Genomic DNA, 15,167 nt, shown 5'->3' with positions numbered 1-15,167 from the left:
CGTCTGGCGCTTGATCGCGTCAGGCCCTATCGCCGCGGACCGATGGACTGTTCATCCCTGATCCGGAGGCTGGAGCGTTGAAGCGTCTCATTCTGTTGTTCGTGGCCCTGCTCTGCGCGTCCCCCGCGCTGGCCGACGCCCTCGTCGACAATGTCAACGGCTACACGATCCGCGACGGTCGGCTGTTCCGGTTCAACGGCATGGTGCTGACCGACGAGGGCAAGGTGAAGCAGCTCCTCACCCGCCGGGACCGGCGGCCGGAACGGCCGCGCTACCTGCTCGACGGGCGCGGGCGCACCCTCCTCCCCGGGCTGATCGACGCTCACGGCCATGTCATGGGCCTCGGCCTCGGCGCCCTCACCCTCGATCTCAGCGACACCCGGTCGCTGGAAGAAGCGAAGCGGCGGATCGCCGAATATGCCGCCGCCAACCCCACCCCGCGCTGGATCGTCGGACGGGGCTGGAATCAGGAGCGCTGGGGCCTGGGCCGGTTCCCGACCGCGGCCGATCTCGACGAGGTCGTCGGCGACCGTCCGGTCTGGCTCGCGCGGGTCGACGGCCATGCCGGCTGGGCGAACAGCGCCGCCATGCGCGAGGCCGGGATCACCGCCTCCACCCAGGCGCCGTCGGGCGGCCGGATCGAGCGGACAGGACGCAATCCGAGCGGCGTCTTCGTCGACGCCGCCATGGACCTGGTCGAACGGGCCGTGCCTCCGCCGCTTCCGATCCAGCGCGAGCGAGCGCTTCAGCGCGCCCAGGAAATCCTCCTGTCCAACGGCCTCACCACCGTCGCCGACATGGGCACTTCGACCGAAGACTGGAACGTGATGCGGCGCTCGGGGGATTCCGGCCAGCTCAATGTCCGCATTCTCTCCTACGCCTCCGGGATCGATCATCTGCTTGCCACCGCCGGCACCCGGCCGACGCCCTGGCTCTATGACGGCCGCCTGCGGATGGTGGGAGTGAAGCTCTATCTCGACGGCGCCCTCGGCTCGCGCGGCGCCTGGCTGAAGCATCCCTATCGCGACTCCCCCGGCGAGCGCGGGCTTCCGCTCGTCACCGACACGGTGCTCAAGAATTTGATGAGCCGAGCCGCGATGGACGGGTTCCAGGTCGCCGTCCATGCCATCGGCGACCAGGCCAATGCGGTCCTGCTCGGCGCCATCGACGAACTCGCCGAAACCTATCGCGGCGACCGGCGCTGGCGGATCGAGCATGCGCAGATCGTCGATCCGGCCGATCTTGCCGCCTTCGCCCGTCACGGGACGATCGCCTCGATGCAGCCGGTTCACCAGACCAGCGACATGCACATGGCCGAGGCGCGGATGGGGCTGGACCGGCTCGGCGGCGCCTATGCCTGGCGAAGCATGATCGAGAATCGGGTTCCGCTCGCCTTCGGATCGGACTTCCCGGTCGAAAGCCCCAATCCCTTTCACGGGCTGGCCGCCGCGATCAGCCGCGAGGATGCCAATGGCCATCCGCCGGGCGGCTGGCTTCCCCAGCAGCGCCTCGATCTCGAACAGGCGTTCGACGCCTTCACCCGGGGCGCGGCCTATGCCAGCTTCGCGGAGCAGCAGCTCGGCACTTTGGAGCCTGGCCGCTATGCCGATTTCATCTTCATCGACCGCGACATTTTCGAGCTCAACGACCAGCGCCAGATCCGCGAGACTCAGGTACTCGAAACCTGGATTGCGGGGCGGAAGGTCTGGGAACGCGCGGCTTCAGGAACCGAGGCGCGTTAATCGCCCGACCGTCAGGATCTGGGGGAGGATCTCGGCCTCCTCGCCGGGCGCGTAATAAAGATAGAGCGGCACGCCCGAGCGCCCGTGGCGCTCCAGGAAACGGCCGATCTCGGCATCGCCCCGGGTCCAGTCGCCGACCAGCACCTGGATTCCGCGCGCCGCAAAGGCCGAGGCAACCTCCGACTGGTGGAGCGCCGCCCGTTCGTTGACCTTGCAGGTCAGGCACCAGTCGGCGGTGAAGTAAAGGAAGACCGGCTTGCCTTCCGAGCGAAGCCGGGCGAGCCGGGTTTCGCTGAACGGCTCGGCGGCAAGTTCTTCGCCGCCGGCGGCGGGCTGCGCCTCGGCAGTTCTGACGAAGGGCAGCGGAAGGAGAATGGCAAGCGCCGCCAGCGCCAGCGGCAGCCAGGCGCCGCTTCTGCCCTGGCGAACGCCGAGCCACCACAAGGCGAGGCCGAGCAGTAGCGCCGAAGCGATTCCCAGCGCCATCCCGTCCACGCCCGACTGCCGGCCGAGAATCCAGGCGAGGCCGAGAGCGGTCGCGAACATCGGCACCGAAAGGATGCGCTGGAACGTCACCATCCACGCTCCCGGCCTGGGCAGCCGCCGGCGAAGGACCGGAACAAAGCCGAGCAGAAGGAAAGGCAGAGCCAGGCCGAGGCCTAGCCCGGCGAACACGGCCAGCGCCGCCCAGGTGGGAAGAACCAGCGCCGCGCCCAGAGCGAAGCCGAGAAAGGGACCGGTGCAGGGCGTCGCCACGAAGGCGGCGAGAGCGCCGGTGAAGAAAGCCCCGCGAGTCCCGCCGCTTCGGGCCAGGCCATCGCCGCCGGCCAGCGACGGGAGGTGGAACAGCCCGGCGAGATTGAGGGCGATGGCGGTGACGAGCAGGAGAAGGAGCAGGATGACCCTGGGTTCCTGAAGCTGGAAGGCCCAGCCGATCGCTGCGCCGCCGGATCGCAGCGCCAGCAGGAGCGCTCCCAGCGCCAGGCAGATCGAAATCACCCCGGCGCCATAGGCCAGAGCTTCGGCCCGGGCGCCGCTCTCGGTCTCGCCGGCGCGGGCAAGGCTCAGCGCCTTGAGGCTGAGGATCGGGAAGACGCAGGGCATGACGTTGAGCAGCAATCCGCCGAGAATGGCGCCAAGCAAGGCGTAAAGGATGGTCGACTTGCCCAAGTCCGCCGTCTCGTTGCCCGCGGCGATCGGCGTTCCGGCGGCGGGAACCTCGCCGCGAGTTGCGGTCAGCGACACGCCGACGCCGTCACCGATCTTCAGCACGCCATCGATCGAGTCCAGAGCGCCCGCCTGGCGTCCGGGCGCGGTTTCGACGATCAGGAAATTGCCGTTGCGCGACAGGCTTTGCGGCGCGGAATGATCGAGCGCTTCGAGGGTGATCGGATAGAAATAGGGATCGTCGACTCCGGCCGCGGCCGGAAGCGGGATGGCGAAGCGGATCCGCCCGCCTTCCACTTCGAAGCGGGCCGGCTGGTCGATCGGGCGAGGCAGCGCCTGGCGCCAGCCGGCAAATTCGCTTGCCCGCGGCCCCGGCTGACCGACACGAAGCTCGGTCGCGACCTCGTCCGTTTCCGGAACGCAGATCTCGTCCGTGCAGACGAGATAATCGAGCCGCGCCCGAACCGGCACGGTCGAGCCGGGCCGGGCCGCTTGCGGGACCCGGATTTCCACCAGAAGCGCATGATCCCGTTCGTAGACATAGTTCATCAGCCCGAGGACGGTGAGTCGATCCGGAACCGGATATTGAAGCGATCCGGCCTCCCATCCCGCCGGCAATTGCCATTCCACCCGGGGTTCGGCGCCGGCATCGCCGGGATTGCGCCAATAGCCGTGCCAGCCGCTCGCCGGCCGCATGACGAAGGCCAGGGTGACCGAGCTTCCCGGCGCCACCGCCTCGGTCTCCGGAACGAGCGCGACGCTCATCCGGTCCTGGGCGCGAGCGCCGCCGGCGCCGGCAAGCAGCGCCAGGAACAGAAGCAGGAGTCCCCCCAAGCGATTCATCGCCAGCGCTATAGCCTCCGACCGACTGTTGAGGGAGAGCGTTGTCGGAAACGGACCGATCGCCGCAGCGGAGCGAAGAGGTCCTCAAGAAACTGGTCGAGCTTTCGGTCGACGAAGCGGCCGACTTCAGCGATCGGAGCGCACCCGTCGTGCGATCCCCTTGCTGCCGGCCTCGTCGGCCGTGCGATCAATCGAGATTGGGCCGGAGCCAGCGCTCGGCCTGCTGGAGCGACACGCCGCGTCGGCCGGCATAATCCTCCAGCTGGTCGCGGCCGATCCGGGCGACTCCGAAATACTGGCTGTCGCGATGGCCGAAATAGAATCCGGAAACGGCCGACGTCGGCAACATGGCGAAATTGTCGGTGAGCGTCACGCCCGACGGACCTTCGCCCTCCGATCCGCCGAGCATCCTGAACAGGATGGGCTTGAGGCTGTGGTCGGGGCAGGCCGGATAGCCGGGCGCCGGCCGGATCCCGACATAATGTTCGCGGATCAGCTCCTGATTGGTGAGATGCTCCTCGGCATAGCCCCAGATGCTGTTGCGGACATGGGCGTGGAGCACTTCGGCAAAGGCTTCGGCCAGCCGGTCGGAAATGGCTTTCAGAAGAATGTCGGAGTAATCGTCATTCTCGGCCTTGAAGCGCTCCAGATGCGGTTCGATGCCGTGGATCCCGACCGTGAAGCCGCCGATCCAGTCCTCGCCTTCCGGGTCGATGAAGTCGGCCAGACACATGTTCGCCCGCCCTTCCCGTTTCTTGATCTGCTGGCGAAGGAAAGGCAGCCGGGTCCAGTCGTTGCCGGCAAGGACGAGCACGTCGTCCCCTTCGCGCCGGCAGCGCCAGAGGCCGACGGTACCGCGGGCGGTGAGCCAATGCTCGGCGATGATCCGGTCGAGCATCGCCTGGGCGTCGGCGAACAGGGACCGCGCGCTTTCGCCGACGACCTCGTCCTCGAGGATGGCTGGATAGTTGCCGGCCAGTTCCCAGGCGCGGAAGAAGGGTGTCCAGTCGATCGAGCCGCGAAGGTCGCGCAGCGGCCATTCGCCGAAACTCTGGACGCCCGGTCGCGCGGGCGGCGGCGCCTTGCCGCTCGGATCGTAAGCGAAGCCGTTGGCACGGGCCTCCTCGAGGGTGGCGAGCTCGCTCTGGCCCTTGCCGGCGCGGGCGTCGCGAACCGCCGAATATTCTTCGGCCGTCTTCGCGATCAGCGGCGCCTTCTGGGTATCGGAGACCAGCGACGAGGCCACCCCGACGGCGCGGCTGGCGTCGAGCACATGGATCACCGGCCCTTCATAGGCGGGGTCGATCCGGAGCGCCGTATGGACCTTGCTGGTGGTCGCTCCGCCGATCAGAAGCGGCACGTTCATCCCGGCGCGCTGCATCTCCTCGGCGACGGTCACCATCTCGTCCAGTGACGGCGTGATCAGCCCGGACAGGCCGATCATGTCGGCATGGTTCTCGTTCGCGGCCTTGAGGATGTCGGCCCAGGGCACCATCACGCCCAGGTCGACCACCTCGAAGCCGTTGCACTGGAGGACGACCCCGACGATGTTCTTGCCGATGTCGTGGACGTCGCCCTTGACGGTGGCCATGACGATCCGGCCCTTGCCCTGAGTGGCTCCGCTCCTCTCCTTCTCCTCCTCGATAAAGGGAATGAGATGGGCGACGGCCTTCTTCATCACCCGGGCCGACTTGACCACCTGCGGAAGGAACATCTTGCCCGATCCGAACAGGTCGCCGACGACGTTCATTCCGTCCATCAACGGCCCTTCGATCACTTCGATCGGCCGCGCCGCCTTCAGCCGGGCTTCCTCCGTATCCTCGACGACGAAGGCGTCGATCCCCTTGACCAGAGCATGTTCGAGCCGCTTTTCGACGGTCCAGCCGCGCCATTCCGCCGCTTCCTTTTCGCGCCCGGCGTCGGTCCCGATATATTTCTCGGCGAGGGTCACCAGCCGTTCGGTGGCATCGTCGCGCCGGTCGAGAATGACGTCCTCGCAGGCTTCGCGAAGCTCCGGGTCGATCGTGTCATAGACGTCGAGCTGCCCGGCATTGACGATCGCCATGTCGAGCCCGGCCGGGATGGCGTGGTAGAGGAAGACCGAGTGCATCGCCCGGCGCACCGGCTCGTTGCCTCGAAACGAGAAGCTGAGATTGGACAGGCCACCGGACAGATGGACGTGCGGGCAACGCTGCTTGATCTCGCGACAGGCCTCGATGAAGTCGAGCGCGTAGCGGCGATGCTCCTCGATCCCCGTGGCAACGGCGAAGATGTTGGGATCGAAGATGATGTCTTCAGGCGGGAAGCCTTCGTTCACGAGCAGCTTGTAGGCGCGCTCGCAGATCTCGATCTTGCGGTCCCTGGTGTCGGCCTGACCCGTCTCGTCGAAGGCCATGACGACCACGGCGGCGCCATAGTCGCGAACCTTCCGGGCGAGATTGAGGAACTCCGCCTCGCCTTCCTTGAGGCTGATCGAGTTGACGATCGGCTTGCCGGACACGCATTTGAGGCCGGCCTCGATCACGCTCCATTTCGAGCTGTCGATCATCACCGGGACCCGGGCGATGTCCGGCTCGGCGGCGATCAGCTTGAGAAAGGTCGTCATCGCCTGCTCGGCGTCGAGCAGCCCCTCGTCCATGTTGACGTCGATGACCTGGGCGCCATTCTCCACCTGCTGGCGAGCGACCTCGACGGCGGCGGCATAGTCGCCGGCCATGATCAGTTTCTTGAATTTGGCGGAGCCGGTGACGTTGGTTCGTTCGCCAATATTGACGAAGCTGCTTCGAAGCGGAGCGTGCATGATTCTTTCGGTTCAGGCGGCGAGATACATGGGTTCGATTCCGGCCAGAAGCGTTCGCGGCTCGGCTTTCGGAAGCTGCCGAGGCGGATATTCGGCGACGACCCGGGCGATGGCCGCGATATGGGCCGGAGTGGTTCCGCAGCAGCCGCCGACGATGTTGACGACGCCCTGTTCGGCCCAGGTACGGACCTGCGACGACGTGGTCTCCGCGCATTCGTCATATTCGCCGAGATCGTTGGGCAGGCCGGCATTGGGATAGGCCATGACGAGCGTGTCGGCCATGGCCGACACGGTGGCGACATGGGCGCGAAGCTGGGCGGCGCCGAAGGAGCAGTTGAGGCCGATCGAAAGCGGCCGGGCGTGGCGGACCGAAGCCCAGAAGGCCTCGATGCTGTGGCCGGAAAGGTTGCGGCCCGACAGGTCGGTGATCGTCATCGACAGCATGATCGGAAGCTCGGGATCGACCCGCCGGGCGGCATGGACTGCCGCCTTGGCGTTCAACGTGTCGAACACCGTCTCGATCAGGACGAAATCGATTCCGCCTTCGACCAGTCCCTCGATCTGCTCGACATAGACGTCCGACAGGGTGTCGAAATCGATCTCGCGATAGCCGGGATCGTTGACGTTGGGCGACAGCGAGAGCGTCTTGTTGGTCGGCCCGAGCGCCCCGGCGACCCAGCGGTTCGGGCCCGCCACTTCGCGCGTGATCCGGGCGGCGGCACGATTGATGTCTCTGACCAGCCGCTCCGCCCCGTAATCGGCCTGGCTGATCCGGTTGGCGTTGAACGTGTTGGTGGCGAGGATGTCGGCGCCGGCGTCGGCGAAGTCCTGGCAGATGGTCCGGACCAGCTCGGGACGGGTCAGGTTCAGAAGGTCGTTATTGCCCTTCTGGTCCCGACCCAAATCGAGCTCGCCCCGATAGTCGGCCTCCTTCAGCTTCCGGGCCTGGATCTGGGTCCCATAGGCCCCGTCCTTGACGAGGATCCGCTTGGCGGCTTCGGCTCTAAGCGATTGAGCGGCGTTCATGGGAATTTGAATCCTGTTCCTTGGGCCGAAGCCCCAGCAAGTGGCAGATGGCGTAGCTGAGCTCGGCGCGGTTCAACGTGTAGAAGTGGAAGTGGCGGACGCCGCCGGCATAGAGCTGGGCGCACATTTCGGCGGCGACGGTGGCGGCGACGAGCTGGCGGGCGGCGGGCAGATCGTCCAGCCCTTCGAAAAGGCGGTCCATCCAGCGCGGGATGGTCGCTCCGCAGCTCGCCGCGAACTTGCGCGTCTGAGCGACGTTGGAAACGGGAAGGATCCCGGGAACGATCTCGGCATGGATCCCGGCGGCCGCCGCTTCGTCGCGGAAACGGAAGAAGGATTCCGGCGAGAAGAAAAATTGCGTGATCGCCCGGTCCGACCCGGCGTCGATCTTGCGCTTGAGATTGTCGAGATCGGCGGCGCGGGTGATCGAATCGGGGTGGATTTCGGGATAGGCGGCGACGGAGATTTCGAACGGCGCCACGGCCTTCAGCCCCGCTACCAGCTCGGCGGCATTGGCATAGCCGCCCGGAGTGGGTTCGAACTTCGTCCCGGCCACCGGCGGGTCGCCGCGCAAGGCGACGATGTGGCGGACGCCCGAGTCCCAGTAGGATCGAGCGACCTCATCGATCTCCGCCTTGCTCGCAGCGACGCAGGTAAGGTGGGCGGCAGGCGTCAGCGAGGTTTCGCGAACGATCCGCTCGACGGTGGCATGGGTCCGCTCCCGGGTCGACCCGCCGGCACCATAGGTGACGGAGACGAAGCGCGGGGCCAGCGGCTCGAGCGTCTTGATCGACTCCCAAAGCACCTGTTCCATCTTCTCCGTCCGGGGCGGGAAGAATTCGAAACTGACCTCGACGTCGCCGGCGGCATCCTCGAACAAGGGCCGGCCGATCCGCGCCAGGGCAGGAGCGATCGTGTTCATGCGACAACCTTCAGCTTGCTTTTCGGCTGCTCGCCCAGCCAGATGGTGACGGTGAGCTCGCCGCCTTCGAGATGCTCGACGACGCGGCCGTCGAGTCCGGCTTCCTCCAGATATTTGAGGACGGCCTCGTCGGCGAAGCCGAGCCGAACATGGGCATCCCGGGCGCGAAGCTCTTCGCGCTGGTGCGGAGCGAAATCGACGATCAGAAGTCGCCCGCCGGAGGTCAGGAGCCGAGCGGCCTCCGAGACGGCGGCGGCGGGATTCTGCGCATAATGCAGGACCTGATGGATGATCACCGTGTCGGCCGAGCCGGCCGGCAGCGGCAGCGAATACATGTCGCCCTGGCGAAGCTCGGCACCGTCGAGCCCGGCCTGGGCCAGCTTGACCCGGGCGAGGCGAAGCATTTCCGGGCTTCGATCGATTCCGAGCGAGTAGTCCGCCCCGGGACCGAAAAGCTCGATCATCCGCCCGGTGCCGGTGCCGATGTCGATCAGTCGGCCGATCGGCTCCCCTCCGAGCGCCCGGGCAATGGCCGCTTCCACTTCGCTTTCCGCGACATGGAGGGAACGAAGTGCGTCCCATTCCTCGGCATGCTGAGCGAAATAGCGCTCCGCCGCGGCGGCCCGGTCGGCCCGAACCGCCGCAAGCCTCGCCGCATCGGCGGAAATCCAGGGATCCTCGCCGTCGAGATCGCTCCAGCGGTCGAGAAGCTGGAACAAGGGTTCGAGTCGATCGCGAGCGCCAAGGCTGACGAACACCCAGCTCCCTTCCTTTCGCCGCTCGGCAAGGCCGGCGTCGATGAGAATCTTGACGTGTCGGGACACGCGCGGCTGGCTTTGCCCGAGAACCTGCGCGATTTCGCCCACCGACAGCTCCATGGCCCTCAAAAGCATGAGAATTCTGAGCCGGGTCGGGTCCGCCAGCGAGGCAAAGATTTTGGGCAAGGCCGCCATGACTTGCGGATATAAAGAAGTCTTTATATGCGTCAAGCCAAGTGCAATATAACTGCATTGGTAGAGAAACTATGGACATGGCGCCTGGCTTCTCATAAGAACGCCCTTCTCCGGAGAGGCAGGAAGGGGGGCGTCCCATCCGAAATCGCCGGTGAATGATGGATGGTTTTCCTCGCAACCAACTGAAGGGAATTCACGTGAAGAAGATTGCTCTGACCGTCGCCGCCGTTGCGGCTCTCGGCCTGTCTGCTTGCAACGGCAGCAACGAAGCCAACACGGCCGCCGACACCAACACCGAGGCGACGGCGAACGAGGCGAATGCCGACCTCGAGAATGCGACCTTCGACGCCGAGAACGCCGCTTCCGACGCGCTCGACACCGCCGCCAACCTGACCGACCAGGCCGGCGAAGCGATCGAGAATGCCGCCGAAGCTACCACGGACGCGGCCACGGACGCGACCGAGAACACGACCAAGTAAGCTTTCAACGAGCTTTCATGGCTGAAGGGCCGCGTGCTTCCGGGTACGCGGCCCTTTTTCTTTGCCCGCGGATGCGGCTAGTCTCCCCCGAACGAGAGGGAGGTATCCGGATGAAGGGTGGATCGAAGCTCGTCGCAATCACGATGCTGGCGATTCTGGCGGCCTGCGGCCAGGAGGAAGGGCGCGGCGGCCTTACCGCGGAGGAAGAGCGCCGGCTGGACGAAGCGGCGCGAATGCTCGACGAGAATATGGTCGACATTTCCGACGTCGCCCCGGACAGCCTTGTCGCCAACGAAGCGGAAATCGAGGCAATGGAAGCGGGCAATGCGGAATCCGACAATGGCGGAGCCGGGGCCAATTCCGGCGGCGGTGCCGATTGATGACCGACACCCGGCCCGGCCGGTCGAAACGAAAGGCGTCGGTCGGAGCGGCGATCTGGCTGCTTCTGATCCTCGCCATCCTCGGCGAGATCTTCCTCGGCTGACGGCAAAGAAAAGGGCCGGCGGATCGCTCCGCCGGCCCTTCCCTTTTCACCTGGACGTCGGACTTAGAAGTCCATGCCGCCCATGCCGCCGCCGGGCATGGCCGGAGCCGGCTTGTCCTCGGGCAGCTCGGTCACCGCCGCTTCGGTGGTGATGAGCAGGCCGGCGACCGAAGCCGCGTCCTGGAGCGCCGTCCGGACGACCTTGGTCGGGTCGATCACGCCGGCCTGGGTCAGGTTCTCATAGACCTCGGTCTGGGCGTTGAAGCCGAGCGACTCGTCCTTGCCTTCGAGCAGCTTGCCAGCAACGACGGCGCCGTCGAAACCGGCATTCTCGGCAATCTGGCGAACCGGCGACTGAAGCGCGCGGCGAACGATGTCGATGCCGCGATTCTGGTCGTCATTGGCGCCGCTCAGGCCCTCGAGCGCCTTGGTGGCGTAGAGGAGAGCGGTACCGCCGCCGGGGACGATGCCCTCTTCGACGGCCGCACGGGTCGCGTGCAGAGCGTCGTCGACTCGGTCCTTGCGCTCCTTCACCTCGACTTCGGACGAACCGCCGACCTTGATCACGGCAACGCCGCCGGCCAGCTTCGCAAGCCGCTCCTGCAGCTTCTCGCGGTCATAGTCGGACGTGGTGACCTCGATCTGCTGGCGGATCGACTCGATCCGGCCCTTGATCTGGTCGGTCTCGCCCGAGCCATCGACGATGGTGGTGTTGTCCTTGTCGATGGTGACCCGCTTGGCCTGGCCGAGCATGTTCAGGGTGACGTTCTCGAGCTTGATGCCGAGATCTTCGCTGATCATCTCGCCGCCGGTCAGGATCGCGATGTCCTGGAGCATCGCCTTGCGGCGATCGCCGAAGCCCGGCGCCTTGACGGCCGCGACCTTGAGGCCGCCGCGCAGCTTGTTGACGACCAGGGTGGCGAGCGCCTCGCCCTCGATGTCCTCGGCAATGATCAGGAGCGGACGGCCGCTCTGAACCACCGCTTCGAGGATCGGAAGCATCGCCTGCAGGTTGGACAGCTTCTTCTCGTGGATCAGGATGTACGGATCCGAAAGCTCGACCTGCATCTTCTCGGGGTTGGTGATGAAGTAGGGCGAAAGGTAGCCGCGGTCGAACTGCATGCCCTCGACGACGTCGAGCTCGAACTCGAGGCCCTTGGCCTCCTCGACCGTGATCACGCCTTCCTTGCCGACCTTCTCCATCGCCTCGGCGATCTTCTCGCCGACGACGGTGTCGCCGTTGGCGGAGATGATTCCGACCTGGGCGATCTCGTTGGAGCCCGCAACCGGCTTGGAGCGGCTCTTGAGATCCTCGACGACCCGGGTGACGGCGAGATCGATGCCGCGCTTCAGGTCCATCGGGTTCATTCCGGCCGCGACCGACTTCATGCCCTCGCGAACGATCGACTGGGCAAGAACGGTGGCGGTGGTGGTGCCGTCGCCGGCCAGGTCGTTGGTCTTGCTGGCGACCTCGCGCAGCATCTGCGCGCCCATATTCTCGAACTTGTCCTTCAGTTCGATCTCCTTGGCGACGGTGACGCCGTCCTTGGTGATCCGGGGAGCGCCGAAGCTCTTGTCGATGACGACGTTGCGGCCCTTGGGACCGAGGGTAACCTTTACCGCGTCGGCGAGAATGTCGACGCCGCGCAGGATGCGCTCACGCGCGTCGCGCGAAAAGCGTACGTCTTTCGCTGCCATGTTTCAGACCTTTCCTATTCGTGGATGGAGATGAGTGGTTCAGGCGGCTTCGCGAACCGCGGCCTGGGTCTCGATGATTCCGAGGATGTCGCTCTCCTTCATGATCAGGAGATCCTCGCCGTTGAGGCGAACCTCGGTGCCCGACCACTTGCCGAACAGGATCCGGTCGCCTTCCTTGACGTCCAGCGGAACGAGCTTGCCGGTCTCGTCGCGGCTTCCGGCGCCGACGGCGATCACTTCGCCTTCCTGCGGCTTTTCCTTGGCCGTGTCGGGGATGATGATGCCGCCGGCCGTCTTTTCTTCGGCCTCGACGCGGCGGACGAGAACCCGATCGTGCAACGGACGAAATGTCATCGCGTTCACCTTTCTACCAATTGCGCGGCAGCCCCCCTACTGCCGGAGACGCCGCGTGGGTTGTTGAACTTGTTAGCACTCGCCAATGGTGAGTGCCAATGCGATGGCATTTAGGTGCTGTTCATTCGCCGTCAAGGGTGCTGCCCGACACTTTTCGACGGCTTGCCTCTCTGTCGGAGCCGCAGCGTTTACAGTCGCGCCAGCGTCGTTTAGCCGCTGGTCGAAGGAGGCACGAAATGAAGTTCGCGAGCAAGGCATGGAAGCTGCTGGTCGGCGTCAAGGACGCGCTGGTGCTGATGTTCATGCTGATCTTCTTCGGCGGACTTTACGCTGCGCTTTCGGCGAGCCCGCACGATGAAAGCGCGTCGAGCGGCGCGCTCCAGCTGAACCTCGGCGGAACGATCGTCGAGCAACCGACGGAGCAAAGCCCGATCGCGGCGCTCGGCGGCGGCTCCGTTACCCGGGAGTTCCGGCTGAGCGACGTCATCCGATCGCTTGATGCCGCGGCGACGGACGACCGGATCAAGGCCGTCGCTCTCGATCTCGACATCTTCACCGGCGGCGGCCAGACGGCGATCGCCAATGTCGCCGACGCGCTCGACCGGGTGCGCCGCTCGGGCAAGCCGGTCATCGCTTATTCGACCGGCTATAGCGACGACGCCTACCAGCTTGCCGCCCATGCCAGCGAGATCTGGCTCGACCCGCTGGGAGCCGTGGTCGTCACCGGCCCCGGCGGCTCCAACCTTTATTATGCGGGACTGCTCGAACGGCTCGGGATCACCGCCAACGTCTACCGGGTCGGCGCCTTCAAGTCGGCGGTCGAACCCTATACGCGAACCGACATGTCGGCCGAGGCCCGCCAGGCCAGCCAGGCGCTCGCCAATTCGCTCTGGGAGACCTGGCAGCAGGATGTGCGCCAGGCCCGACCGCGAGCGCACATCGCGCCCTATGTCCAGGATCCGGCGCGCTTCATCCAGGCCGCCGGAGGCGACATGGCGCGCGCCGCGCTTCAAGCCGGACTGGTCGACCGGATCGGCGATCGGACGGCGTTCGGGCGGCGGATCGCCGAAATCGCCGGGGCCGGCGCCCAGGACGTGCCCGGAAGCTATCGCGCGGTCCTCTACGACGCCTGGAACGAGCGGAATCCGGCGCCGACGACCGGCCAGATCGGAGTCCTCACCGTCGCCGGGACGATCGTCGACGGCGAAGCGGCGCTCGGCACGGCGGGCGCGGAAACCATCGTCCGCAATCTCGAAGAAGGGCTGGCGACCGGACGGCTCAAGGCGCTCGTCGTCAGGATCGATTCGCCGGGAGGTTCGGTCACCGGATCCGAGCGGATCCGTCGGGCCATTCTGGGCGCGCGCGAGCGCGGCCTTCCCGTGATCGTCTCCTTCGGCTCGGTCGCCGCGAGCGGCGGCTACTGGATCGCCACCGCCGGCGAGACCATCCTTGCCGAGCCTTCAACGATCACCGGGTCGATCGGCGTCTTCGGTGTGCTTCCGAGTTTCGAGGGAACGCTCGAAAAGCTGGGGATCGGAGCGGACGGAGTTCGCACGACCCCGCTTTCCGGGGAGCCGGACCTGCTCCAGGGCCCCTCGCCCGAAGCCGACCGGCTGCTGCAGATGGGAGTCGAGGCGACCTATCGGCGTTTCCTTTCGCTCGTGTCGCGCGCCCGCGACCTTCCGCCCGCGCGGGTCCATGCGATCGCTCAGGGGCGGGTCTGGGACGGCGGCACCGCTCGCCAGCTCGGCCTCGTCGACCGTTTCGGTTCGCTCGACGATGCGGTGGCCGAGGCGGCTCGGCGCGCCGGGATCGAGCCCGACCAGGCCCAGCCGGTCTTTCTCGAACAGCAGCCGGGATTCCTGGCCCAGCTGCTTCGCGGAATGGCCCGGGGCGAAAGCGAGCCGGCGGCGCGCGATCCCTTTGCCCGTCTGACCCGCCGGCCGGAGGCAATGCTGGAGCGCGCCTTGTACGAGGTCGAGATGATCCTCAGCGGCCCCTCGATCCAGGCGCGATGCCTCGAATGCCCGGCGACCCTTCCTGCCCCGCGCTCCGCCGCTCAGCCTTCGCTGGCGGCGCGGCTGATCGCCGCGCTCTGGGGCGCGTGAGGCTTCGACTCGCCACCGCCGACGACGCCGCCGCGGTGGCGGCGATCTACGAACCTTATGTCACCGCCAGCGCCGTCTCCTTCGAGACCGAAGCTCCGGACGAGTCCGAGATGCGCTCGCGCATCGAAAGCGTTGCCGGCCGCTTTCCCTGGATCGTCGCCGAGTCGGACGGGGCCTTGCTGGGCTACGCTTATGCTTCGGCCTTCCGGGCGCGCCCGGCCTATCGCTTCGCCACGGAAACCACGGTCTATCTGGCGGAGCGGGCCCAGAAGCGCGGGATCGGACGACGTCTCTACCAGCGGCTGCTGACGATCCTCGAGGCCCAGGGCTTCACCCAGGCGATCGCGGCCATCACCCTGCCCAACCCGGCAAGCCTCAGGCTTCACGAAGCCCTCGGCTTCGAGTCGGCGGGCCTGTATCGCGACGTCGGCTTCAAGCTGGGCGAGTGGCGAAGCGTCTCGCTGTGGCAGCGGGCGCTGGCGCGGTCGCTTGATTGCCCTTCGGAGCCAAGACCGCTCGACCAAGTCTGGCCCGAACCCTGAGGCTTTGGATCCGGGGCAGGAGAGCGGACGAGCCTCGGTCCCGCAGCGG

Annotated in this window: 12 protein-coding genes; 5 read left to right on the top strand and 7 right to left on the bottom strand. The window is 66.5% G+C overall.

Annotated features, from left to right (window positions below; all coding sequences use genetic code 11):
• Positions 1–77 precede the first annotated feature (77 nt).
• Entirely contained in the window at positions 78–1,742 is a 1,665-nt protein-coding gene (locus ACRYLT_RS08700; RefSeq protein WP_482663691.1) for an amidohydrolase, read from the top strand.
• Here the strand turns inward: ACRYLT_RS08700 and ACRYLT_RS08695 are convergent.
• The 5 genes from ACRYLT_RS08695 to ACRYLT_RS08675 all read right to left on the bottom strand — a co-directional run bounded on the left by ACRYLT_RS08695 (position 1,722) and on the right by ACRYLT_RS08675 (position 9,453).
• Positions 1,722–3,752 (bottom strand): protein-disulfide reductase DsbD family protein, encoded by a 2,031-nt coding sequence (locus tag ACRYLT_RS08695; protein ID WP_482663690.1) that lies wholly within the window; start codon positions 3,750–3,752, stop codon positions 1,722–1,724. The two genes, ACRYLT_RS08700 and ACRYLT_RS08695, sit on opposite strands and share 21 nt — an antisense overlap.
• Before the next feature lie 187 nt (positions 3,753–3,939).
• Positions 3,940–6,552, bottom strand: coding sequence for a methionine synthase (gene metH / locus ACRYLT_RS08690; RefSeq protein WP_482663689.1), 2,613 nt, complete (start codon positions 6,550–6,552; stop codon positions 3,940–3,942).
• A 12-nt stretch (positions 6,553–6,564) separates the two neighbouring features.
• The gene (locus ACRYLT_RS08685) at positions 6,565–7,578 is read right to left on the bottom strand and encodes a homocysteine S-methyltransferase family protein (protein WP_482663688.1); all 1,014 of its coding nucleotides are present in this window, start codon (positions 7,576–7,578) and stop codon (positions 6,565–6,567) included.
• Positions 7,556–8,500, bottom strand: coding sequence for a methylenetetrahydrofolate reductase [NAD(P)H] (gene metF / locus ACRYLT_RS08680; RefSeq protein WP_482663687.1), 945 nt, complete (start codon positions 8,498–8,500; stop codon positions 7,556–7,558). Before metF ends, ACRYLT_RS08685 begins: the two co-directional genes overlap by 23 nt.
• Positions 8,497–9,453, bottom strand: coding sequence for an ArsR/SmtB family transcription factor (locus tag ACRYLT_RS08675; protein WP_482663686.1), 957 nt, complete (start codon positions 9,451–9,453; stop codon positions 8,497–8,499). Before ACRYLT_RS08675 ends, metF begins: the two co-directional genes overlap by 4 nt.
• Before the next feature lie 197 nt (positions 9,454–9,650).
• Here ACRYLT_RS08675 and ACRYLT_RS08670 point away from each other — a divergent pair, with 197 nt between their 5' ends.
• Together ACRYLT_RS08670 and ACRYLT_RS08665 are read left to right on the top strand one after the other, a co-directional pair.
• A complete protein-coding gene (locus ACRYLT_RS08670; RefSeq protein WP_482663685.1) occupies positions 9,651–9,932 on the top strand; it encodes a hypothetical protein in 282 nt (93 codons plus the stop codon).
• Positions 9,933–10,042: 110 nt separating this feature from the next.
• Positions 10,043–10,312, top strand: coding sequence for a hypothetical protein (locus ACRYLT_RS08665; protein WP_482663684.1), 270 nt, complete (start codon positions 10,043–10,045; stop codon positions 10,310–10,312).
• 167 nt (positions 10,313–10,479) lie between these two features.
• On the opposite strand, the gene groL is transcribed toward ACRYLT_RS08665, so the two are convergent.
• Together groL and groES are read right to left on the bottom strand one after the other, a co-directional pair.
• On the bottom strand, positions 10,480–12,114 hold the full coding sequence (gene groL, locus ACRYLT_RS08660; protein WP_482663683.1) for a chaperonin GroEL: 1,635 nt from the start codon (positions 12,112–12,114) through the stop codon (positions 10,480–10,482).
• A 39-nt stretch (positions 12,115–12,153) separates the two neighbouring features.
• Positions 12,154–12,468, bottom strand: a complete 315-nt coding sequence (gene groES, locus ACRYLT_RS08655; RefSeq protein WP_482663682.1) for a co-chaperone GroES — start codon at positions 12,466–12,468, stop codon at positions 12,154–12,156.
• Positions 12,469–12,704: 236 nt separating this feature from the next.
• Here groES and sppA point away from each other — a divergent pair, with 236 nt between their 5' ends.
• Positions 12,705–14,576, top strand: a complete 1,872-nt coding sequence (gene sppA, locus ACRYLT_RS08650; RefSeq protein ID WP_482663681.1) for a signal peptide peptidase SppA — start codon at positions 12,705–12,707, stop codon at positions 14,574–14,576.
• Entirely contained in the window at positions 14,573–15,118 is a 546-nt protein-coding gene (locus ACRYLT_RS08645) for an arsinothricin resistance N-acetyltransferase ArsN1 family B (RefSeq protein ID WP_482663680.1), read from the top strand. Before sppA ends, ACRYLT_RS08645 begins: the two co-directional genes overlap by 4 nt.
• The last annotated feature ends 49 nt before the right edge of the window (positions 15,119–15,167 follow it).

This window comes from Sphingosinicella sp. SM1-17, from assembly GCF_056821765.1.
The sequence above is the reverse complement of the archived record's forward strand: the minus strand, read 5'-3'. Positions and strand labels throughout refer to the sequence as shown.